Origin of the sequence: Rhizobium sp. CF122 (assembly GCF_000282035.1) — a bacterium.
Lineage (GTDB): Bacteria > Pseudomonadota > Alphaproteobacteria > Rhizobiales > Rhizobiaceae > Rhizobium.
This window is the reverse complement of record NZ_AKKA01000079.1, coordinates 37826-57715: the sequence shown is the minus strand read 5'-3', so window position 1 is coordinate 57715 and position 19890 is coordinate 37826. Positions and strand designations below refer to the sequence as shown.

The following is a 19890-nucleotide window of genomic DNA, read 5'->3' as shown; positions in this document are numbered from 1 at the left end:
TAGCGTGGAGAACCGCACGAACTTCTTCCATCTGCATCTGATTTCTGACTCGACTGGCGAAACGCTGATTTCCGCCGGGCGCGCGGCGTCAGCACAATTCAAGTCCGCGCAGCCGATCGAGCACGTCTACCCACTCGTTCGCAATCGCAAGCAGCTTTTGCAGGTTCTCCAATCGATCGACAGTCAGCCAGGTATCGTTCTCTACACGATTGTCGACCGGGAGCTCGCGACCCTCATTGACCAACGCTGCGCGGAGATGGGCGTTGCGTCAGTGAACGTGCTCGAACCTGTCATGAACGCATTCCAGATTTATCTCGGTGCACCGTCGCGTCGGCGCGTTGGCGCGCAGCACGTGATGAACGCAGGCTACTTCGCGCGTATCGAAGCACTCAACTTCACGATGGATCATGACGACGGCCAGATGCCCGATGACTACAATGATGCTGACGTCGTCATCATTGGCATCAGTCGGACGTCGAAAACGCCGACCAGCATCTACCTTGCGAATCGTGGCATCAAGACAGCCAATATTCCGGTCGTCCATGGTGTGCCGCTCCCGGAAAGCCTGTTCGCCGCGACCAAACCTTTGATCGTCTGCCTGATTGCCACGACCGATCGGATCTCTCAGGTCCGCGAGAATCGCATTCTTGGAGCGACGCCTGGTTTCGACCGAGGGCAATACACTGACCGAGCCGCCATATCAGAGGAGCTCAAATACGCTCGATCGCTCTGTGCTCGGCACAATTGGCCACTCATCGACGTGACCCGCCGTTCCATCGAGGAGACGGCGGCAGCAATTGTTGCTCTCCGTCCGAAGCTGCGTTAAGCGCTGCCGCAGCAGATCTGTTCGAGGCTCCATGACACCCAAGCTTATTCTCGCATCCTCAAGTCCGTTCCGCCGCATGCTGATGCAAAATGCTGGTCTCGCATTCGAGGCCCATGCAGCTCACATTGATGAGCGTGCGGTCGAAGCGCCTCTCGAAAGAGAAGGTGTCACGCCTGATGCTGTCGCCCTCGTTCTTGCCAAGGCAAAGGCAAAGGAGGTTAGTGATCGCTTTCCGGCTTGTCTTGTGATCGGCTCGGATCAAACGATGTCGCTCGGCCCGCAGACCTTTCATAAGCCTAAGGACATGGCCGATGCCGCGAACCACCTTGGAGTGCTGTCGGGCAAGACGCACCGGCTGAACAGCGCGATTGCGATCGCTTACGACGGCGACATCGTCTGGGAGCATGTTTCACACGCAGAGCTTACGATGCGTTCGCTCGGTGCCGATTTCATCCAGCGGCATTTGAAGCGCGTCGGAGAGAAGGCGCTTGCGAGCGTCGGCGCTTACCAACTCGAAGGAGAGGGGCTTCAATTGTTTTCGCGGATCGACGGCGACTATTTTACAATCCTGGGATTGCCGATGCTACCGTTGTTGGAGAAACTGAGAGAATTGGGTGCCATTGATGGATGATTCACGTGAAACATTTGGGCCTCGGGCCTTCGTCACGGGGTTTCCCATCAAGCATTCCCGGTCGCCTCTCATCCATGGCCACTGGTTGAAGACACTTGCACTCCCAGGGTCCTATCGCGCCCATGAAGTTGCGCCGGCCGATTTTCCAGCCTTTGTCGCGTCGCTGAAGAGCGGCGCCTCCGACTTCGTAGGCGGCAACGTCACCATCCCGCACAAGGAAATGGCGTTCAAACTTGCTGACGATCCGGACGCACTTTGCGAAGAGCTTGGTGCGTCCAATACACTTTGGATGGAGGAGGGTCGGCTCAAGGCGACGAACACGGATGGATGCGGCTTCACCGCAAATCTGGATGAGCGACATCCGCACTGGGATAAGGCGCAGTCGGCCGTCGTCCTCGGTGCCGGTGGCGCGAGCCGCGCCATCATCCAGGCTCTGCGCGATCGCGGTGTCAAGGAAATTCATCTGGTCAACAGGACGGTCGAGCGCGCTCAGGAATTGGCGGATCGGTTTGGGCCGAGCGTAAATGCGCATTCGATGGCGGCTTTGTCGGAAGTCATGCGCGGTGCCGGCCTTTTCGTCAACACGACCTCATTGGGCATGGACGGCGAGGATGCCCCACGGATCGATTTTTCGCCGCTGCTCTCGGATGCTGTCGTAACCGATATCGTCTATGTCCCTCTAAAGACGCCCTTCCTTATGCAAGCCGAGCAGCAAGGATTTGCCGTTGTCGACGGACTAGGCATGCTATTGCATCAAGCCGTTCCTGGCTTCGAGAAGTGGTTCGGGCATCGCCCCAAGGTCGACGAGAAGCTACGCACGCTCGTTATCGAGGACATGGACAAGCACTGATGTTACGGATCGGATTGACCGGCTCGATTGGGATGGGCAAATCAACAATGGCAAAGCTCTTCGCGGAAGCGGGAGTGCCTGTGAATGATTCCGATGCCGTCGTCCATGATCTCTATGCAGGGGAGGCAGCGCCCCTGGTCGACGCTGCCTTTCCCGGAACAATGAAGAACGGTGCTGTCGATCGCCAGGAACTCGGTCGCCAGCTGACTGGAAGTCCTGATGGGTTCAAGCGCCTTGAAGCCATCGTCCACCCGCTTGTGAGAAAGCGTGAGGCGGAGTTCATCGAACGCGAGCAGCAACGCGGCTCAGGGATGGTGCTGCTCGATATCCCGCTATTGTTCGAAACGGGAGCCGAGAGCAGGGTCGATGTTATCGTGGTCGTCAGCTGTGATCCACAGATACAGCGGGAGCGCGTACTTGCGCGGCCGGGTATGACAGTGGAAAAATTCAACATGATTCTTGCCCGCCAAACGCCGGACGTCGAAAAGCGGGCAAGGGCCGACTATGTGATCGATACCGGACACAGCATCGAAACGGCCAGAAAACGGGTCGCGGAGATTATCTCGGATTTGAGACGGCGGCTCGCCAGTGGGGAATTCCTGAATGCGTGAGATCATTTTCGATACGGAAACCACGGGGCTGGATAACCGCGTAGACCGGATTATCGAGATCGGTGGTATTGAGCTTTTCAATCATTTCCCGACCGGCAATACGATCCACATCTACATGAATCCGGGCGACCAGAAGGTGCACCCGGACGCGCTTGCCGTGCACGGCATCACCGATGAATTCCTGAAGGACAAGCCTTCATTCGCAGACGTTGCGCAGCAAATTATCGATTTCTTTGGCGACGCGAAGTGGATTGCGCATAACGCCACATTCGATATGGGCTTTATAAACGCGGAATTAGCCCGACTTGATTTGCCGCCGATCCTGCCCGACCGCGTGCTCGACACGCTGTCAATGGCGCGCCGCAAGCATCCGATGGGCCCCAATTCACTCGACGCGCTTTGCCGTCGCTATGGCATCGACAATGCGCATCGTACGAAGCACGGCGCGCTTCTCGACTCTGAACTGCTTGCCGATGTCTACATCGAGATGATCGGCGGACGCCAGGCCGCACTTGTGCTAGGAAACGCCGCAAGCAACTCGGCCGGGCAGGAAATAGTGGTCGAAGAGATCATCATCGCGCTCGAACGGCCGCGGCCCCTTGCGCCACGCCTCAGCGAAGCCGAGCAGCAAGCCCATGACGCACTGATTGCCAAACTCGGCGCGAAGGGTGTTTGGGGAAAATACGATCTCACAAACTAAAAATGCCCGGTCGTGACCCGGGCATCGCGTTTCGTTCTAGCGTGTTATACGCGCGCTGTCAGTTCGTGGTCGTCTGGACCTTGGCACGCGCCTGCTCTTCGGCAACCCGCTGCGCAAACATCTGAGAGAAATCGATTGGATCAATCATCAGCGGCGGGAAGCCACCATTGCGCGTGACATCGGCAATGATCTGACGTGCGAACGGGAAGAGCATGCGCGGGCACTCGATGAAGAGAACCGGTAGCATGTGCTCTTGCGGGAAACCGGCAATCCGGAAGACGCCGCCATAGACGAGTTCGGTATGGAATACCGTCTTATCGCCATCCTTGGCTTCGGCATTCAGAGACAGAACGACGTCGAAATCCGTATCGGAGAGCGGATTGGCGTTGACGTTGACATTGATGTTGATGGCCGGAGCCTTGTCACGCGCCTGCAGCGAACGCGGCGCACCCGGATTTTCGAAGGAGAGATCCTTGGTGTATTGGGCAAGGATAGTAAGGCTCGGGCTCGTTGCACCGTTATTGCTGTTTTCGTCGGCCATTGGCTTTTCCTCGAGGGCATTGGATGGTGCCGCTCTATCATTTCGGACATGGTGTTACAACCCTGGGCCAGTCGGCCGGCTGGGACGGTTCATCACTTGCCAAGATGCTTCCCTGACCAGGGAGAGTTGTCGTTGGGTTCGCGTCGATAATCCTCGTCGTCAAGGTCGACGATCTTGGAGTCCTTGGTGCGTCTTGACGAGTTGAAGCCGCTCGTTGACCCCACGACAACGAAACGGCGGCTAACATATTGCCAGGCGAGATCGCGCACAGCAGGAATGAAGATCAGCAACGCCACGATGTCGGTGATGAAGCCGGGGATCATCAGCAACAAAGAGGCGATCACGAGCATCGCCGGGCGAAGCAGCTCACGCCCGGGCACCATGCCGTTTCGCCCTTCGGCAGACATACGGCGGAGGATCCCGATGCCTTGGCGCCTGAGCAGGGCCATACCGAGCATGAAGCTCAGAATGACAAGCGCCAGCGTCGGCCAAAGTCCAATCGCCTTTCCGACAAGCACGAAACCAGCAATCTCGGCGAGCGGAAGCAGCAGCAGAAAACCAGGCAGGATCTTCAAGGGCATCGTTTTATTCCGGCGTGAGCCGGACTCCGTTGGAGGGTCGCGTTGCCGACCCTATTTGAATCATCTGTATAGGCGGACTATATGGGAGTACAAATCAGGGATGTTAACAGCGGCTGCGGCGGGATATGGGTTCAAACGACTTCATCACATTGTTTTTTTTGGTGGCGGCGGTGCTGATTTTTCTGCAGCTGCGCAGCGTCCTCGGTCGCCGTACGGGAAATGAGAAACCCCCGCGCGATCTCTATACGCCGCGCGATGCTGTGGGACCTGAGTCTCCGGACGCCGGAAAAGTGGTAACACTGCCGCGTCGTGATGCGACCGAAGAAGACGACCGCTTTGCGGCGATTGATGCCTTTGCCCCAGCCGGCACGGCGCTCAACGAATCGCTTCGCGAAATCAATAAGGCCGACTCCTCGTTCGATCCGAAGGAATTCGTGAACGGCGCCCGCATGGCCTACGAGATGATCGTGATGGCGTTTGCCGACGGTGATCGCAAGACGCTGAAGAACCTCTTGTCGCGCGAAGTCTATGACGGTTTCGACGCTGCCATCGCTGATCGCGAATCCAAGGGTGAGAAGGTGAAATCTACTTTTGTCGGTATCGACAAGGCTGAAATCACTAGCGCCGAGATCAAGGGCACGGAGGTTCAGATTACGGTTCGCATCGTCAGTCAGCTGATCTCGGCTACTTACGACAAGGCTGACAAGCTGATTGACGGCGATGCAGAGAATGTCGCTGAGATCAATGATCTCTGGACGTTTGCGCGCGATACCCGCTCGCGCGATCCGAACTGGAAACTCGTGGCCACCGAATCGGAAACATGAGTGAAGACACCTCGGGCTTTGCCCTCCAAGCAATAGGCTTCGATGATCTGGAAGGCTGGAAGGATGATGATCCCTCCGGCCTTTTTGAAGCGATGGAGGCATGCCGGCGGCAGATCAATGAGATTAAGCCATATCGGACTGGCTCACTGGGGCTTGCGGTGCAGGATCTGCTGCCGTTGCTTGAGGCAGCTCAGAGTGAGAAAATATCATCGGCAGCCGATGCCCGGGCCTTCTTCCAGTCCCACTGTCGACCTTTCAGAATTCGCCCGACGGATGGCAGTCCGGGTTTCGTCACCGCCTTCTACGAGCCTGAGATTATGGTTTCAGCCGTAACGGATGATGAATATCGCTTTCCCTTCTATCGTCGCCCCGACGAGCTGATCGATCTTGACGAGGTCAATCGTCCGGCATGTCTGCCCGACAGCTACGCCTTCGGCAGGCTAAGCGACGGCCGGATTGAAGCCTATCCGGATCGGCGTGCGATCGATGAGGGATGCCTCGCAGGAAGGGGGCTGGAGATTGCTTGGGCAAAGTCGAAGGTCGATGTCTTCTTCGTCCATGTTCAAGGCGCCGCGCGCTTACGCTACCCTGATGGCAGCATTGGACGTATTAGCTATGCCGCGAAGGCGGGCCACCCTTTCTCGGCGATCGGCAAGTTGCTCATCGAGCGTGGAGAAATCGAACGATCCGAGATTTCGATGCAGGCCATTCGGCGATGGCTGGACGCCCACCCCCATCAGGTGGATGAGGTTCTTTGGCACAATCGCTCCTACATTTTTTTCCGTGAGGTTCCGACAGCAGACCTGAACGCCGGCCCTGTTGCCGCGGCAAAAGTGCCGTTGATCGCCGGACGTTCGCTCGCCGTCGATCGGCTCATTCATACTTTCGGCTTTCCGTTTTTCGTTCGCTCCGAGAATCTTGTCCATCTCGATGATGGCAAGCCGTTCGCGCGGCTAATGCTTGCTCTCGATACTGGCTCTGCGATCGTCGGTCCGGCGAGGGGTGATATCTTCACCGGATCCGGCGATCGGGCGGGAGAGCTTGCCGGAACAGTACGCCATGACGCCGACTTCGCTATCCTGCTCCCCAACGCGGCAGCGGCGAGGTTCGCCTGATGGCACGAGACCGGAAACTCAATGCCGATGAAAGGATACTTTGGGGTAAGGTGGCGCGGAGTACACGGCCAATGCCTGGCAAAAAGGATGAGTTGGCCGAGCTCGATGCGTTTCTGGCAGAGGCAGAGGTAGAAAAGAAAACGGCGGCAAGCGCGAAACAGACGTCTGCAGGTGTGGGCGGGGCGGCTACACCTGCGGCTCCCAAATCGCGATCCGGTGTTCACCACCCGCTTGAAAGACCCGTCAAACGTAAGATCGCAAAGGGCCAACTGCCGCTGGAGGCCCGGATCGACCTGCATGGGCTGGTCCAGAGCGAAGCTCACATTCTGCTTCTCGAGTTTCTGATGCGAGCCCATGAACGGGGAATGAGACATGTCCTCGTGATTACCGGCAAGGGCAGTTCGCTTGGCAGCGAAGGTGCTCTGAAGCGCGCCGTCCCGATGTGGTTTTCGAAGCCCGAGTTTCGGTATTTCATCTCTTCCTATGAAACGGCGGCCCAGCATCACGGGGGCGAGGGCGCTCTTTACATCAGGCTGTCGCGTCGCCATGGAGAGAGAGCATGACGCCGTTCGGCGAGGCGGTTCGCAAGCTGCGCGAGCGCAAGGGCGTCTCCCAGAAAGAGATGGCTGCGGCTCTCAATGTTTCTCCGGCCTACCTCTCGGCCCTCGAACATGGGCGGCGCGGCTTACCAACCTTCGATCTGCTCCAGCGGATCGCCGGTTACTTTAACATCATCTGGGACGAGGCAGAGGAACTCTTCCTTTTGGCCCGTTCTTCCGACCCCCGGGTGGTTGTCGATACGTCGGGTCTATCGGCCGAACACACCGCATTTGCGAACCTTCTGGCGGGTCGCATTCGGGATCTTGATCGTGCGACGCTCGGCGAACTGACGAACATTCTTAAAAGCGGCAGAAAAGCGGACGGAAAACGGTCATAATCCCCTGATTTATGGCCAGTTTGAGCGCGCCGGCATTGGGAACTGTGATCAAAAACCCTATATTCTGGCATGTAAAAGGCAGGTGATTCGCAAGTCTCGCCTCAGCCCCGACAACAGGGAAATTCTCGAAAAGTATGACCGATATACCCACGACGGAAAACGGCGTTAGCACCGAATATGGCGCAGACTCAATCAAGGTTCTGAAGGGCCTTGATGCAGTGCGCAAGCGCCCGGGTATGTATATCGGTGATACCGATGATGGCTCGGGTCTTCATCACATGGTCTACGAAGTCGTCGACAACGCGATCGATGAAGCGCTCGCAGGCCACGCCGATATCGTGACCGTAGCGCTCAATCCTGATGGTTCGGTCACCGTCACCGACAACGGCCGCGGCATCCCGACGGACATTCATACCGGCGAGGGCGTGTCGGCGGCTGAAGTCATCATGACGCAGCTTCATGCCGGGGGTAAGTTCGATCAGAATTCCTACAAGGTTTCCGGTGGTCTGCACGGCGTTGGCGTTTCCGTTGTCAATGCGCTCTCCGTCTGGCTGAGGCTGAAGATCCGCCGTCAAGGCAAGATCCACGAGATGAGCTTCACGCATGGCGTGGCCGATGCGCCGCTGAAAGTGACCGGCGACGCTCGCGATGAGACTGGCACGGAAGTCAGCTTCATGCCGAGTTCCGAAACCTTCACGATGACCGAATTCGACTACGGCACGCTGGAACATCGTCTGCGCGAGCTCGCGTTCCTGAACTCGGGCGTCCGCATCCTCCTGAGCGACAAGCGTCATTCGGATCTCAAGCAGGAAGAGATGATCTATGACGGTGGCCTGGAAGCCTTCGTCTCCTATCTCGACCGCGCCAAGAAGCCGCTCGTCGACAAGCCGGTGGCAATCCGAGGCGAGAAGGATGGGATTACCGTCGAAGTCGCGATGTGGTGGAACGACAGCTACCACGAGAACGTCCTTTGCTTCACCAACAACATTCCGCAGCGCGATGGCGGTACGCACATGGCTGGCTTCCGCGCTGCGCTGACGCGCCAGATCACCTCCTATGCCGATACGTCGGGCATCACAAAGAAGGAAAAGGTGACGCTGACTGGTGACGATTGCCGCGAGGGCCTGACCGCCGTTCTTTCCGTCAAAGTACCGGACCCCAAGTTTTCGTCGCAGACCAAGGACAAGCTGGTTTCTTCGGAAGTTCGCCCCGTTGTCGAGAACCTCGTCAGCGAAGCGCTAAGCACGTGGTTGGAAGAGCACCCGACGGAAGCCAAGGTTTTGGTCGGCAAGGTGGTCGAAGCTGCCGCGGCGCGCGAAGCTGCCCGCAAGGCGCGTGAACTGACCCGCCGTAAGGGCGCTCTCGACATTGCATCTCTGCCCGGCAAACTCGCCGATTGCTCCGAGCGCGATCCATCCAAGTCTGAAGTCTTTCTTGTCGAGGGCGATTCGGCAGGTGGTTCGGCCAAGCAGGGACGTTCGCGTGAAAACCAGGCGATCCTGCCCCTGCGCGGCAAGATCCTCAACGTCGAGCGCGCTCGCTTCGACAAGATGCTTTCAAGCCAGGAAATCGGCACGCTGATTACCGCCCTTGGTACAGGCATCGGCAAGGACGAGTTCAACGCTGAAAAGCTGCGCTACCACAAGATCATCATCATGACGGACGCTGACGTCGACGGCGCCCACATTCGAACGCTGTTGTTGACCTTCTTCTTCCGCCAGATGCCGGAATTGATCGAGCGTGGTCATCTCTATATCGCCCAGCCGCCGCTCTATAAGGTCTCGCGCGGCAAATCGATCCAATACGTGAAGAACGAGAAGGCCCTCGAGGACTATCTGATCGGCCAAGGCCTGGACGATGCTGCCTTGAAGCTCGGCAGCGGCGAGGTGCGGACCGGCCAGGACCTTGGAGAAGTGATCGGCGATGCATTGCGCCTCCGTGCGCTGCTCGACAATCTGCACTCGCGCTACAATCGCGCTGCCGTCGAACAGGCAGCGATTGCCGGCGCTCTCAATGCGGAAGCCGTCAGCGACCGCTCAAGGGCAGAACAGCTCGCCGGTGAGGTTGCCCGACGCCTTGATCTGATTGCTGAAGAAACCGAGCGCGGTTGGGAAGGCGGCCTGACGAGCGAAGGCGGGCTCAAGCTTGAGCGCATGGTGCGCGGCGTGAAGGAAGTCGTCGTGCTCGACATGGCGTTGATCGGTTCGCAGGACGCGCGGCTTCTCGATCAGCTGTCGGTTCGACTGAAGGAGATCTACCAGACACCGCCGTCACTCTCTCGACGCGACGGTGAGCTGGAAATTTCCGGCCCACGGGCGCTGCTGGATGCGATTTTTGCAAGCGGCCGCAAGGGTCTGACGATGCAGCGTTACAAGGGTCTCGGCGAAATGAATGCCGAACAGCTCTGGGAGACGACGCTCGATCCGAACGTTCGGTCGCTGCTGCAGGTCAAGGTCGCCGACGCGACTGATGCCGATGGCCTGTTTGCGCGCCTGATGGGTGACGAAGTCGAGCCTCGCCGGGAATTCATCCAGGACAACGCGCTGAGCGTTGCAAACCTCGACATCTAAGTGGAACTAGTTTCCCCTGCACGTTGCATCAAAAGCCCCGCGCCGAAGCGCGGGGTTTTTGTTTGAACACTAGTTCGCGATGAACTTGCCTCGGAAGGCGATATCCGAAAGGGGCTTGCGCTGGCTCGGAACTTCCCGCTCTTGGTTACGCTCCGAAAGCACACTCTTGTCGGCAAGACGTCCCACCGCCACGCCTGCTTCGACCCGATAGCCTTCGGGAATAGCAAAGGTTTCCTGGATTTGCTCGTGTTTGATGCCGCCCATTCCGTGTGCGTAGAAGCCTGAGAGCCGGGCCTGCAGGGCGAGATAGCCCCACGCGGCTCCGGCGTCGAACGAGTGCGTGTAGCTCTTCCGTCCTTCGGAAAAATCGCCGCTGAACCCCCTCGAGACGACGTAGATCAGCGCCGAAGCGTTCTTCGCCCATTCCTGATTGGATTCGACGAGGAGATTGACGAATTTGTCCCAGTCTTCGGAACCCTTGAGCGCATAGATGAAGCGCCAGGGCTGTTGGTTGGCGGATGACGGTGCCCAATGCGCGGCGTCCAGAATTGTCAGGAGATCTGATTCATCGATCACTTCGCCGGTAAAGGCACGCGGCGACCACCGTTCCAAGAACAACGGATTGATCGGGCATTGGGATTCGCGATTATTGCTCTTTGTCATGGCTCTTCCGAGTGCGTTTGTCAGGTATTCCAGGTAATGTGCAGTTCTTCGCGGAAAGCAAATCGCTTCAAATGGTCGGCGACGACAGTTTCATATCGCTCAAGCTGTGACGGCTCGGCGACCGATAGCGTCACGTGAAGTGCATTGGCATCAGCCGCAAACGTCACCTCCGCCGTGTCGCTGAAGGGCACGCGGCCATGTTCCGCGGTGAATTCCACGGCAAACTTGTGGCTCCAGTGCTTACATAGTTGCTGAAGGTACTTGCTGGCGTGCGCGGTGGCGACCGTAGACGTTGAAACAGGCATATCAAGCTCCATCTGCCCTGTCTTAGGCCCCATCCAATCGACTTGGCAAGCGAGCTTTGCTCCGCAGGCGGTGACAGTCTGTTTCAACAATAGTGGCCTCCCACGCGCGTAAGGGCACGCTAAGTTTGGCCAAAATCAGCAACCAGAGGAAAGCGTCTTGCTCGTAAATGGGAAGTGGACGGAAGATTGGCAGCCGGTACAGGCGAAGGACGAGAAGGGCGGCTTTGTTCGCCAGACGTCCAGCTTCCGCAATTGGGTAACGCGGGACGGTGCTGCAGGCCCGACGGGGAAAGCTGGGTTCAAGGCGGAAGCTGATCGCTACCATCTTTACGTGGCCTACATCTGCCCGTGGCCGTCACGGACGCTGATCGGCCGAAAGCTTAAAGGGCTGGAGTCGGCCATCTCAGTTTCCATCGTTGAACCGGCGTTGACGAAGCAGGGCTGGCGCTTTGGCGCCTATCCCGGCGCCACGCAGGATCATATCCAGGGCGCAACCTATCTGCACGAGATCTATACCAGTGCTGCGCCCGACTTTACCGGCCGCGCGACAGTGCCGGTGCTCTGGGACAAGCAGCTGCGGACGATCGTCAACAACGAGTCGGCTGACATCCTGAGAATGATGAACGATGGTTTCGGCGATCTTGCTCGCCATCCGATCGATCTCTATCCCGCGGATCGCCGTCCTAAGATCGATGCTTTCAACGAGCGGATCTATTCGAGGCTCAACAACGGCGTCTACCGTGCAGGCTTTGCCACCACGCAGCTCGCCTATGAAGAAGCGTTTGCCGGCGTGTTCGAGTGCCTCGACTGCGTGGAGAAAGAGCTTGGCGATCGGCCGTTCTTGTTTGCTGACCACCCAACCGAAAGCGACATTCGCCTTTTTGTGACGCTGGTGCGTTTTGACACCGCCTATCACGGCTTGTTCAAATGCAATCTGAGGCGTCTTTCCGAGTATGCCAATCTTCGCCGCTTCTGCCGGCGGATGCTCGACTGGCCGGGTGTCGTCGAAACGGTCAATTTCGACCATATCAAGCGCGGCTATTACTCAATCGAAAGCCTCAACCCGACGAGGATCGTGCCGGCGGGGCCTGATCTGGCAGAAATTTTCTGAAGCGGCGTACCGCTTCGGCAAAAAGCCATAATGACACCGGTGAATATCTCGTTCATAGGTGATCAACACTTCGATCTTGCTGAGGAGGAAATGTTATGAAGCTTATGCGTGTTGGAGAAGTTGGCCGGGAGAAGCCAGCCATGCTTGATTCCGATGGCAAGATCCGCGATCTTTCAGGCCACGTTTCGGACGTTGGCGGCGATGCGATTTCTCCTGAGGGCCTGTCGAAGCTCAAGGCGCTCGACCCGAAAAGCCTGCCGGAACTCCTGCCTGGCCGCATTGGTGCCTGCGTTGCCGGTACCGGAAAGTTTATCTGCATCGGGCTAAATTTCTCCGACCATGCTGCTGAAACCGGTGCTACGGTCCCGCCGGAGCCTGTCATCTTCATGAAGGCAACATCGGCAATCGTTGGGCCGAACGACAATGTCTTGATCCCTCGCGGCTCGGAAAAGACCGATTGGGAAGTGGAGCTCGGCGTCGTCATCGGCAAGACGGCGAAGTATGTTAGCGAAGCCGATGCGCTTGATTATGTTGCCGGCTACTGCGTTTCCCACGACGTCTCGGAGCGCGCCTTCCAGACGGAGCGTGCGGGCCAGTGGACTAAGGGCAAGTCTTGCGACACATTCGGTCCGATCGGCCCCTGGCTCGTGACCAAGGACGAGATTGCCGACCCGCAAAACCTCGGCATGTGGCTGAAAGTTAATGGCGAAACCATGCAGAACGGCTCGTCGAAAACGATGGTTTATGGTGTCGCCTTTGTGGTGTCTTACCTCAGCCAGTTCATGTCACTGCATCCGGGCGACGTGATTTCGACCGGTACGCCTCCGGGTGTCGGCATGGGCATGAAGCCGCCGCGTTTCCTCAAGGCTGGCGATGTGGTGGAGCTCGGTATCGAAGGCTTGGGCACGCAAAAGCAGACCTTCCTGGCCGATCGCTGAGCCCGATTTCGCAATCGTTAAGCATTCGAGCGCACCATCATGCCGGGGGTGATTTTCCCGGCATTTCTTTTTGCGGTGCGGATAGCAATGTTGCTGCGCAACAAAAACCTGTTAATCTGCGTTGAGGTGCCAGCACGTCGTTGGAATGAATCCGATGCCTTTTCAATCGGCGTCGTCTTCCAGGTTAGAGAAAGGTGGCGCATCTCATGTTTTACCAGCTTTACGAATTGAACCATGCCGCATTGGCGCCTTATCGTGCTTTTGCCGATATTATGCGCATGGTCTATGCCAATCCGCTCAATCCTATTTCGCAGACGCCCTGGGGGCGTACGATGGCGGCAAGTCTCGAAATGTTCGAGCGCACGACCCGCCGTTACGGCAAGCCGTCGTTTGATCTGAATGACACCGTCATTGGCGACCGAAAGGTTGCCGTGCGGGAAGAGGTCGTATGGTCGCGGGCTTTCTGCAATCTGCTTCATTTCGCGCGCAACGTTCCAAGCGTTCATACGACTGATCCGCGCATTCTCATCGTTGCGCCGATGTCCGGCCACTATGCGACGCTGCTGCGCGGCACGGTCGAGGCGTTGCTGCCTAACGCCGACATCTACATCACGGACTGGATCGATGCGCGAATGGTGCCTATGACGGAAGGCACCTTCGATTTCGATGATTACGTCGACTACGTCATCGAAATGCTCCGCTTCCTCGGCCCGGATACCCACGTGATTGCCGTCTGTCAGCCCTCCGTGCCTGTGTTGGCTGCAGCTGCGGTGATGGAGGCGGACAACGATCCATTTTCGCCTTCCTCGATGACATTGATGGGTGGACCGATCGACACGCGCATCAACCCGACAGCCGTCAACCAGCTTGCCAAGGAACGGCCGCTGGAGTGGTTTGCCGACAATGTGATTATGAACGTGCCATGGCCGCAGCCGGGTTTCATGCGCCCCGTCTATCCGGGATTCCTGCAGCTGTCCGGCTTCATGTCGATGAACCTCGATCGGCACGTGATCGCCCACAAGGAGTTCTTCATGCATCTCGTGAAGAACGACGGCGAGCCAGCCGAGAAGCACCGCGACTTTTATGACGAATATCTCGCTGTCATGGACTTGACGGCGGAGTTCTACCTTCAGACGGTTGACCAGGTGTTCAAAAAACATGCCTTGCCGAAGGGCGAGTTGCTCCACCGCGGCAAACTTGTCGATCCGGCCGCGATCCGCAATGTGGCGCTCCTCACTGTGGAAGGGGAAAACGATGATATCTCCGGCGTCGGCCAGACGAAGGCCGCCCAGACGATCTGCGTCAACATTCCCGAGAACATGCGCATGCACTACCTGCAACCCGATGTCGGCCACTATGGTGTCTTCAACGGATCGCGCTTCCGTCGCGAAATCGCGCCGCGCATCGTCAACTTCGTGAAGGAACATGCACGGACGGGAAAGCCTGTGGTGAAGAGGGTTATCAAGGGCGGAAAGTCCGGCTGATTTAGGAGCATCTGAATTAGTGATTTCATTTCAAAGTGTTGTCCGATTTGGGCGCGGACTGCCTTGAAGCTGGCTGGGGGTGTAACCACATCGATTCCAGCGTTCGGCATCTCGCCGGGCGCGGAAAATGCGAGGACACCGCACGATGAACCAGTCAGCATTGCTTCGGCCGGATTGGACTCCGGCTACCATTGCCCTGATGATCCTCGGCTTCGTGGTTTTCTGGCCTCTGGGTCTCGCCATGCTCGCCTATATCATCTTTGGGGAGCGTTTGCGCGGTTTCAAGCGTGATGCAAACAGCACCGCCGATGGATTCTTCGCCGGCTGCCGACGTTCGCATGGCCGTTATCGCCCTCATTTCTCGACAGGCAATGTCGCCTTCGACGATTGGCGGAAGGCCGAGCTCGACCGGCTGGAAGAAGAGCGTCGCAAGCTTGATGAAATGCGCGAGGAATTCGATTCCTACGTACGCGAACTGCGCCGCGCTAAGGATCAGGAAGAGTTCGACCGCTTCATGCGCGATCGCAAGAACGCCAAGCGCGACGACAACGGTCCGGTAGCAGAATACCAGACTCCGTGATCCCCAGGACTGTTCAGCACTGAAACTTTGAACCGGCATCCTCGATGCCGGCTTTTCTTTGCCCGCAATTCCAGCGAATCATGTAGAAAATGCCGATGTCCCCGCTCCTCGCAAAGCCACGCCGTAGCGTTCGAAAACCGGCTCCGCCCGAGACGCGAACGCTTGAAGTGGCCGGCCGCCGGATGCCGCTGACAATCAAGCAGCACGAGCGGGCAACCCGCATCACCTTGCGCATCGAGCCAGGCGGACGAGCCCTGAGGATGACAATCCCGAGCGGGTTGGCGCAACGTGAAGTGAACGCCTTCCTCGACCGCCATCAGGGCTGGCTACTCACCAAACTTGCCAAATTCTCGAGCGACTGTGGCCTGCGGGACGGTGGCACCATTCTAATTCGTGGCGCATCTCATCGTATTCACCACACCGGCAGCCTTCGCGGCCTGACGGAAGCGATCGTCGTTGATGGCAAGCCGGTGTTGAAGGTCAGCGGCATGCCTGAGCATCTCGGCCGCCGGATTGCCACGTTCCTGAAGAAGGAAGCGCGGGCCGATCTCGAGAGGCTGGCAACACTGCATGCCCGCTCGATTAATGCGCCGATCAGGTCGATCGCCGTGAAGGACACCCGCAGTCGATGGGGTTCCTGCTCGTCGGAGGGAAACCTGAGCTTTTCCTGGCGTATCATCATGGCGCCGCCGTCCGTCGTCGACTACCTGTCGGCCCATGAAGTCGCGCATCTCAAGGAGATGAATCATGGACCGCGCTTCTGGGCGCTCTGCAAAAAGCTCTGCCCGCACATGGAAGAGGCGAAGGCCTGGTTGAAGCGCCATGGCAGCCAGCTTCATGCCATCGATTTCGAGTGACGTAAGGCTTCTAAAATTCAGCTTTTGTCGCGATTTGGCTCGACTCCAATCGCATTTCGTGTCACTTCGCTGCCATGAAACCGGATATCAAAATCTGCGGGCTGAAGACGGCTGAAACAATCGATCGCGCCCTCGCGCGGGGTGCCACGCATATCGGCTTCATCTTCTTTGAGAAGAGCCCTCGCTACGTCGAGCCCGACATTGCTGGCAAGCTTGCGGAGCCTGCCCGCGGCAAGGCCAAGATTGTTGCTGTCGTCGTCAATCCAAGCAACGACGATCTCGATGAAATCGTAGCGCTCCTTAGACCCGATATCCTGCAACTGCATGGCGACGAAAGCCCCGAGCGCGTTCTGACCATAAAGGCGATCTACGGGCTACCTGTCATGAAGGCGTTTTCTGTGCGGACGGCCGATGATCTGAAGCGGGTCGAGGCCTATATCGGCATTGCCGACCGCTTCCTCTTCGATGCGAAGCCGCCGAAAGGATCGGATTTGCCCGGCGGCAACGGGGTTTCCTTCGATTGGAGCCTGCTCACTTGGCTTGACGACAATGTGGATTACATGCTTTCCGGTGGCTTGAACAAAGGTAACATTGCCGAGGCGCTTGCCATTACGAAGGCGCCGGGGATCGACGCGTCCTCCGGTGTCGAAAGCGCACCCGGCGTCAAGAACGTCGCAATGATCGATGAGTTTTTCGATGCGGTCGAGAGGGCCAATCAACCCGAAACGGCCTCAGGGAGTTGAGAGTGAACCAGACGCCAAAACCGAATTCCTTCCGCTCCGGCCCCGATGAAGACGGCCGTTTCGGTATCTACGGCGGCCGTTTCGTCGCCGAGACGCTGATGCCTTTGATCCTCGACCTGCAGGACGAGTGGAACAAGGCGAAGAACGATCCGGAATTTCAGGCTGAACTGAAGCATCTCGGCGCTCACTATATCGGCCGACCGAGCCCGCTCTATTTCGCCGAGCGCCTGACGGCTGAACTCGGTGGCGCGAAGATCTACTTCAAGCGCGAGGAGCTGAACCACACCGGTTCGCACAAGATCAACAATTGCATCGGCCAGATCCTGCTTGCCAAGCGCATGGGCAAGACCCGTATCATCGCTGAAACCGGCGCCGGCCAGCATGGCGTTGCATCTGCGACCGTCGCCGCCCGCTTCGGGCTCCCCTGCGTCGTTTACATGGGCGCGACCGATGTCGAGCGCCAGGCGCCGAACGTGTTCCGCATGAAGCTGCTCGGTGCCGAAGTGAAGCCCGTGACTGCCGGCCACGGCACGCTCAAGGACGCCATGAACGAGGCGCTGCGCGACTGGGTCACGAACGTCGACGACACTTACTACTTGATCGGCACGGCTGCCGGCCCGCATCCCTATCCGGAAATGGTCCGCGACTTTCAGGCCGTCATCGGCACCGAAGCCCGTGAACAAATCTTGGAAGCCGAAGGCCGCCTGCCGGATCTCGTCATCGCTGCCGTCGGCGGCGGTTCGAACGCGATCGGCATTTTCCATCCGTTCCTCGATGACGAGGGCGTCAAGATGGTCGGCGTCGAGGCCGGCGGCAAGGGCCTCGACGGCGACGAGCACTGTGCCTCGATCACCGCGGGTTCGCCGGGCGTTCTGCATGGCAATCGCACTTACCTGCTGCAGGATGGCGACGGTCAGATCAAGGAGGGCCATTCGATTTCCGCGGGTCTCGACTATCCCGGTATCGGCCCCGAGCATTCCTACCTGAACGACATCGGCCGTGTCGAATATGTACCGATCATGGACCATGAGGCGCTCGAAGCCTTCCAGACGCTCACACGCCTTGAAGGCATCATTCCGGCGCTCGAGCCATCGCACGCTCTGGCCGAAGTCATCAAGCGCGCCCCGAAGATGGGCAAGGACGAGATCATCCTGATGAACCTCTCCGGCCGCGGCGACAAGGACATCTTCACTGTCGGCAAGATTCTGGGAATGGGTGAGTAAGTCATGACCGCACGTATGGATAAACGCTTCGCCGATCTGAAGGCGGAAGGCCGGCCGGCACTCGTCACCTATTTTATGGGCGGGGATCCGGACTACGAAACCTCGCTCGGCATCATGAAGGCGCTCCCCGAAGCTGGCTCTGACGTCATCGAGCTCGGCATGCCGTTCTCCGATCCGATGGCCGATGGCCCGGCGATCCAGATGGCAGGCCAGCGCGCTCTGAAGGGTGGCCAGACGCTGAAGAAGACGCTGCAGCTTGCCGCCGATTTCCGCAAGACCGACGACGCCACTCCGATCGTGATGATGGGGTATTACAACCCGATCTACATCTACGGCGTGGAGAAGTTCCTGGACGACGCGTTGGCAGCCGGCATCGACGGGCTCATCGTCGTCGACCTTCCGCCGGAGATGGATGACGAACTCTGCATTCCCGCCCTCAAGAAAGGCATCAATTTCATTCGTCTCGCAACACCGACGACCGACGAGAAGCGCTTGCCGACCGTTCTGCGGAACACTTCCGGCTTCGTCTATTACGTCTCGATGAATGGCATCACCGGTTCGGCCCTGCCGGACCCCTCTCTCGTGTCGGGTGCCGTCAAGCGCATCAAGCAGCACACCAATCTGCCCGTCTGTGTCGGTTTCGGCGTGAAGACCGCCGACCACGCAAAGGTCATTGGCAGCTCGGCGGATGGTGTTGTTGTCGGCACCGCAATCGTCAATCAGGTGGCAACGAGCCTCACCAAGGACGGCAAGGCGACCGCCGATACCGTCCAGGCCGTCGCCACGCTTGTTCGTGGATTGTCAACGGGTACACGCTCGGCGCGCCTTGTTGCTGCCGAATAGTTTCCCCACATTGGCAAGAGTCAATCAGGAGTTTTCGACTTGAACTGGATCACCAACTACGTCCGCCCCCGCATCAATTCCATGCTGGGCCGCCGCGAAGTGCCGGAGAACCTCTGGATCAAGTGCCCGGAAACGGGTGAGATGGTTTTCCATAAGGATCTGGAAGACAACAAGTGGGTCATTCCGGCCTCCGGCTATCATATGAAGATGCCGGCGAAGGCTCGCCTTACCGATCTTTTCGATGAGGGCGCCTTTGAAGCGCTGGTACAGCCGAAGGTCGCGCAGGACCCGCTGAAGTTTCGCGATTCAAAGAAATACACCGATCGCCTTCGCGACAGCCGCATCAAGACCGATCAGGAAGACACGATCGTTGCCGGCGTCGGCAAGGTTCGCGGTCTGAAGCTCGTCGCTGTCGTCCATGAGTTCAACTTCATGGGCGGTTCGCTCGGCATTGCTGCCGGCGAGGCGATCGTCAAGGCATTCGAACGTGCCATCGCAGAGAAGTGCCCGCTGGTCATGTTCCCGGCTTCGGGTGGCGCTCGCATGCAGGAAGGCATCCTGTCGCTCATGCAGCTGCCGCGCACGACCGTTGCAGTCGACATGCTGAAGGAGGCGGGGCAGCCTTACATCGTTGTTCTGACGAACCCGACGACCGGCGGCGTCACGGCGTCTTACGCGATGCTCGGCGACCTGCACCTGGCCGAGCCCGGCGCGGAGATCTGCTTTGCCGGCAAGCGCGTCATTGAGCAGACGATTCGCGAAAAGCTTCCGGAAGGCTTCCAGACGTCCGAATACCTGCTGGAACACGGCATGGTCGATATGGTGGTCAAGCGCCACGATATTCCGGATACGCTGGCACGTGTCTTGAAGATCCTGACGAAGAAGCCGGCTGCGGCGCTTTCCAAGGAAAACAGCGGGACGCTCGCGATAGCCGCGAGCGCCTGATCAAACCAATCA

The 19890-nt window shown here is 58.3% G+C and carries 23 protein-coding genes; 19 read left to right on the top strand and 4 right to left on the bottom strand.

Features of this window, described 5'->3' with window-relative positions; translation table 11 throughout:
- Nucleotides 1-4 precede the first annotated feature (4 nt).
- From PMI09_RS19190 to dnaQ, 5 genes are read left to right on the top strand one after another with little or no spacing between them, the layout of a single operon-like run.
- The gene (locus PMI09_RS19190; protein WP_007798135.1) at nt 5-826 is read left to right on the top strand and encodes a pyruvate, water dikinase regulatory protein; all 822 of its coding nucleotides are present in this window, start codon (nt 5-7) and stop codon (nt 824-826) included.
- Between the two features lie 31 nt (nt 827-857).
- Entirely contained in the window at nt 858-1457 is a 600-nt protein-coding gene (locus tag PMI09_RS19185; RefSeq protein WP_007798131.1) for a Maf-like protein, read from the top strand.
- The gene (locus PMI09_RS19180) at nt 1450-2307 is read left to right on the top strand and encodes a shikimate dehydrogenase (RefSeq protein ID WP_007798129.1); all 858 of its coding nucleotides are present in this window, start codon (nt 1450-1452) and stop codon (nt 2305-2307) included. Before PMI09_RS19185 ends, PMI09_RS19180 begins: the two co-directional genes overlap by 8 nt.
- Entirely contained in the window at nt 2307-2918 is a 612-nt protein-coding gene (gene coaE, locus PMI09_RS19175; RefSeq protein WP_007798126.1) for a dephospho-CoA kinase, read from the top strand. The genes PMI09_RS19180 and coaE overlap by 1 nt, the downstream gene beginning before the upstream one ends.
- A complete protein-coding gene (gene dnaQ / locus PMI09_RS19170) occupies nt 2911-3618 on the top strand; it encodes a DNA polymerase III subunit epsilon (RefSeq protein WP_007798123.1) in 708 nt (235 codons plus the stop codon). Before coaE ends, dnaQ begins: the two co-directional genes overlap by 8 nt.
- A gap of 58 nt (nt 3619-3676) precedes the next feature.
- Here the strand turns inward: dnaQ and secB are convergent, their stop codons facing one another.
- Together secB and PMI09_RS19160 are read right to left on the bottom strand one after the other, a co-directional pair.
- Nucleotides 3677-4159, bottom strand: a complete 483-nt coding sequence (gene secB, locus PMI09_RS19165; protein WP_007798120.1) for a protein-export chaperone SecB — start codon at nt 4157-4159, stop codon at nt 3677-3679.
- A gap of 92 nt (nt 4160-4251) precedes the next feature.
- Nucleotides 4252-4740: an FxsA family protein gene (locus tag PMI09_RS19160; RefSeq protein ID WP_007798113.1), complete on the bottom strand. Its 489-nt coding sequence runs from the start codon at nt 4738-4740 to the stop codon at nt 4252-4254.
- Nucleotides 4741-4865: 125 nt separating this feature from the next.
- Between PMI09_RS19160 and PMI09_RS19155 the strand changes: the two genes are divergently transcribed.
- The 5 genes from PMI09_RS19155 to gyrB all read left to right on the top strand — a co-directional run bounded on the left by PMI09_RS19155 (nt 4866) and on the right by gyrB (nt 10186).
- Nucleotides 4866-5564, top strand: a complete 699-nt coding sequence (locus PMI09_RS19155) for a Tim44/TimA family putative adaptor protein (protein ID WP_007798109.1) — start codon at nt 4866-4868, stop codon at nt 5562-5564.
- A complete protein-coding gene (mltA, locus tag PMI09_RS19150) occupies nt 5561-6679 on the top strand; it encodes a murein transglycosylase A (RefSeq protein ID WP_007798106.1) in 1119 nt (372 codons plus the stop codon). Before PMI09_RS19155 ends, mltA begins: the two co-directional genes overlap by 4 nt.
- Nucleotides 6679-7242 (top strand): Smr/MutS family protein, encoded by a 564-nt coding sequence (locus tag PMI09_RS19145; protein WP_037083545.1) that lies wholly within the window; start codon nt 6679-6681, stop codon nt 7240-7242. Before mltA ends, PMI09_RS19145 begins: the two co-directional genes overlap by 1 nt.
- The gene (locus PMI09_RS19140) at nt 7239-7616 is read left to right on the top strand and encodes a helix-turn-helix domain-containing protein (RefSeq protein ID WP_007798101.1); all 378 of its coding nucleotides are present in this window, start codon (nt 7239-7241) and stop codon (nt 7614-7616) included. Before PMI09_RS19145 ends, PMI09_RS19140 begins: the two co-directional genes overlap by 4 nt.
- A gap of 134 nt (nt 7617-7750) precedes the next feature.
- Entirely contained in the window at nt 7751-10186 is a 2436-nt protein-coding gene (gene gyrB / locus PMI09_RS19135) for a DNA topoisomerase (ATP-hydrolyzing) subunit B (protein ID WP_007798097.1), read from the top strand.
- Between the two features lie 69 nt (nt 10187-10255).
- Here gyrB and PMI09_RS19130 read toward each other — a convergent pair whose 3' ends face one another.
- Together PMI09_RS19130 and PMI09_RS19125 are read right to left on the bottom strand one after the other, a co-directional pair.
- Complete coding sequence (locus PMI09_RS19130) at nt 10256-10849, bottom strand: nitroreductase family protein (protein WP_007798094.1); 594 nt, start codon at nt 10847-10849, stop codon at nt 10256-10258.
- A gap of 20 nt (nt 10850-10869) precedes the next feature.
- Nucleotides 10870-11166: a DUF2218 domain-containing protein gene (locus tag PMI09_RS19125; RefSeq protein ID WP_443216193.1), complete on the bottom strand. Its 297-nt coding sequence runs from the start codon at nt 11164-11166 to the stop codon at nt 10870-10872.
- 145 nt (nt 11167-11311) lie between these two features.
- On the opposite strand from PMI09_RS19125, the gene PMI09_RS19120 reads away from it, so the two are divergent.
- The 9 genes from PMI09_RS19120 (at nt 11312) to accD (ending at nt 19878) form a co-directional block, all read left to right on the top strand.
- Nucleotides 11312-12265 (top strand): glutathione S-transferase family protein, encoded by a 954-nt coding sequence (locus tag PMI09_RS19120; RefSeq protein ID WP_007798087.1) that lies wholly within the window; start codon nt 11312-11314, stop codon nt 12263-12265.
- A 95-nt stretch (nt 12266-12360) separates the two neighbouring features.
- Nucleotides 12361-13203, top strand: coding sequence for a fumarylacetoacetate hydrolase family protein (locus PMI09_RS19115; RefSeq protein WP_007798086.1), 843 nt, complete (start codon nt 12361-12363; stop codon nt 13201-13203).
- A gap of 206 nt (nt 13204-13409) precedes the next feature.
- Nucleotides 13410-14687 (top strand): polyhydroxyalkanoate depolymerase, encoded by a 1278-nt coding sequence (locus tag PMI09_RS19110; protein WP_007798078.1) that lies wholly within the window; start codon nt 13410-13412, stop codon nt 14685-14687.
- Nucleotides 14688-14832: 145 nt separating this feature from the next.
- Nucleotides 14833-15267, top strand: coding sequence for a DUF2852 domain-containing protein (locus PMI09_RS19105; protein ID WP_007798075.1), 435 nt, complete (start codon nt 14833-14835; stop codon nt 15265-15267).
- A 95-nt stretch (nt 15268-15362) separates the two neighbouring features.
- On the top strand, nt 15363-16124 hold the full coding sequence (locus PMI09_RS19100) for a M48 family metallopeptidase (protein WP_007798071.1): 762 nt from the start codon (nt 15363-15365) through the stop codon (nt 16122-16124).
- 74 nt (nt 16125-16198) lie between these two features.
- A complete protein-coding gene (locus tag PMI09_RS19095) occupies nt 16199-16867 on the top strand; it encodes a phosphoribosylanthranilate isomerase (protein WP_007798068.1) in 669 nt (222 codons plus the stop codon).
- Between the two features lie 2 nt (nt 16868-16869).
- Nucleotides 16870-18090: a tryptophan synthase subunit beta gene (trpB, locus tag PMI09_RS19090; RefSeq protein ID WP_007798065.1), complete on the top strand. Its 1221-nt coding sequence runs from the start codon at nt 16870-16872 to the stop codon at nt 18088-18090.
- Nucleotides 18091-18093: 3 nt separating this feature from the next.
- Entirely contained in the window at nt 18094-18933 is an 840-nt protein-coding gene (gene trpA, locus PMI09_RS19085; protein ID WP_007798061.1) for a tryptophan synthase subunit alpha, read from the top strand.
- A gap of 39 nt (nt 18934-18972) precedes the next feature.
- On the top strand, nt 18973-19878 hold the full coding sequence (gene accD / locus PMI09_RS19080) for an acetyl-CoA carboxylase, carboxyltransferase subunit beta (RefSeq protein ID WP_007798058.1): 906 nt from the start codon (nt 18973-18975) through the stop codon (nt 19876-19878).
- Nucleotides 19879-19890 lie beyond the last annotated feature (12 nt).

Excerpts from the sequence above, each read along its gene's own strand:
- PMI09_RS19180 (WP_007798129.1), top strand. The coding sequence starts at position 1,450 with ATGGATGATTCACGTGAAACATTTGGGCCTCGGGCCTTCGTCACGGGG.
- PMI09_RS19105 (WP_007798075.1), top strand. The coding sequence starts at position 14,833 with ATGAACCAGTCAGCATTGCTTCGGCCGGATTGGACTCCGGCTACCATT.
- PMI09_RS19155 (WP_007798109.1), top strand. The coding sequence starts at position 4,866 with ATGGGTTCAAACGACTTCATCACATTGTTTTTTTTGGTGGCGGCGGTG.
- PMI09_RS19125 (WP_443216193.1), bottom strand. The coding sequence starts at position 11,166 with ATGGAGCTTGATATGCCTGTTTCAACGTCTACGGTCGCCACCGCGCAC.
- PMI09_RS19185 (WP_007798131.1), top strand. The coding sequence starts at position 858 with ATGACACCCAAGCTTATTCTCGCATCCTCAAGTCCGTTCCGCCGCATG.
- PMI09_RS19145 (WP_037083545.1), top strand. The coding sequence starts at position 6,679 with ATGGCACGAGACCGGAAACTCAATGCCGATGAAAGGATACTTTGGGGT.
- coaE (WP_007798126.1), top strand. The coding sequence starts at position 2,307 with ATGTTACGGATCGGATTGACCGGCTCGATTGGGATGGGCAAATCAACA.
- dnaQ (WP_007798123.1), top strand. The coding sequence starts at position 2,911 with ATGCGTGAGATCATTTTCGATACGGAAACCACGGGGCTGGATAACCGC.
- PMI09_RS19100 (WP_007798071.1), top strand. The coding sequence starts at position 15,363 with ATGTCCCCGCTCCTCGCAAAGCCACGCCGTAGCGTTCGAAAACCGGCT.
- trpA (WP_007798061.1), top strand. The coding sequence starts at position 18,094 with ATGACCGCACGTATGGATAAACGCTTCGCCGATCTGAAGGCGGAAGGC.
- PMI09_RS19095 (WP_007798068.1), top strand. The coding sequence starts at position 16,199 with ATGAAACCGGATATCAAAATCTGCGGGCTGAAGACGGCTGAAACAATC.
- gyrB (WP_007798097.1), top strand. The coding sequence starts at position 7,751 with ATGACCGATATACCCACGACGGAAAACGGCGTTAGCACCGAATATGGC.
- PMI09_RS19115 (WP_007798086.1), top strand. The coding sequence starts at position 12,361 with ATGAAGCTTATGCGTGTTGGAGAAGTTGGCCGGGAGAAGCCAGCCATG.
- PMI09_RS19160 (WP_007798113.1), bottom strand. The coding sequence starts at position 4,740 with ATGCCCTTGAAGATCCTGCCTGGTTTTCTGCTGCTGCTTCCGCTCGCC.
- secB (WP_007798120.1), bottom strand. The coding sequence starts at position 4,159 with ATGGCCGACGAAAACAGCAATAACGGTGCAACGAGCCCGAGCCTTACT.
- mltA (WP_007798106.1), top strand. The coding sequence starts at position 5,561 with ATGAGTGAAGACACCTCGGGCTTTGCCCTCCAAGCAATAGGCTTCGAT.
- PMI09_RS19110 (WP_007798078.1), top strand. The coding sequence starts at position 13,410 with ATGTTTTACCAGCTTTACGAATTGAACCATGCCGCATTGGCGCCTTAT.
- PMI09_RS19140 (WP_007798101.1), top strand. The coding sequence starts at position 7,239 with ATGACGCCGTTCGGCGAGGCGGTTCGCAAGCTGCGCGAGCGCAAGGGC.
- PMI09_RS19130 (WP_007798094.1), bottom strand. The coding sequence starts at position 10,849 with ATGACAAAGAGCAATAATCGCGAATCCCAATGCCCGATCAATCCGTTG.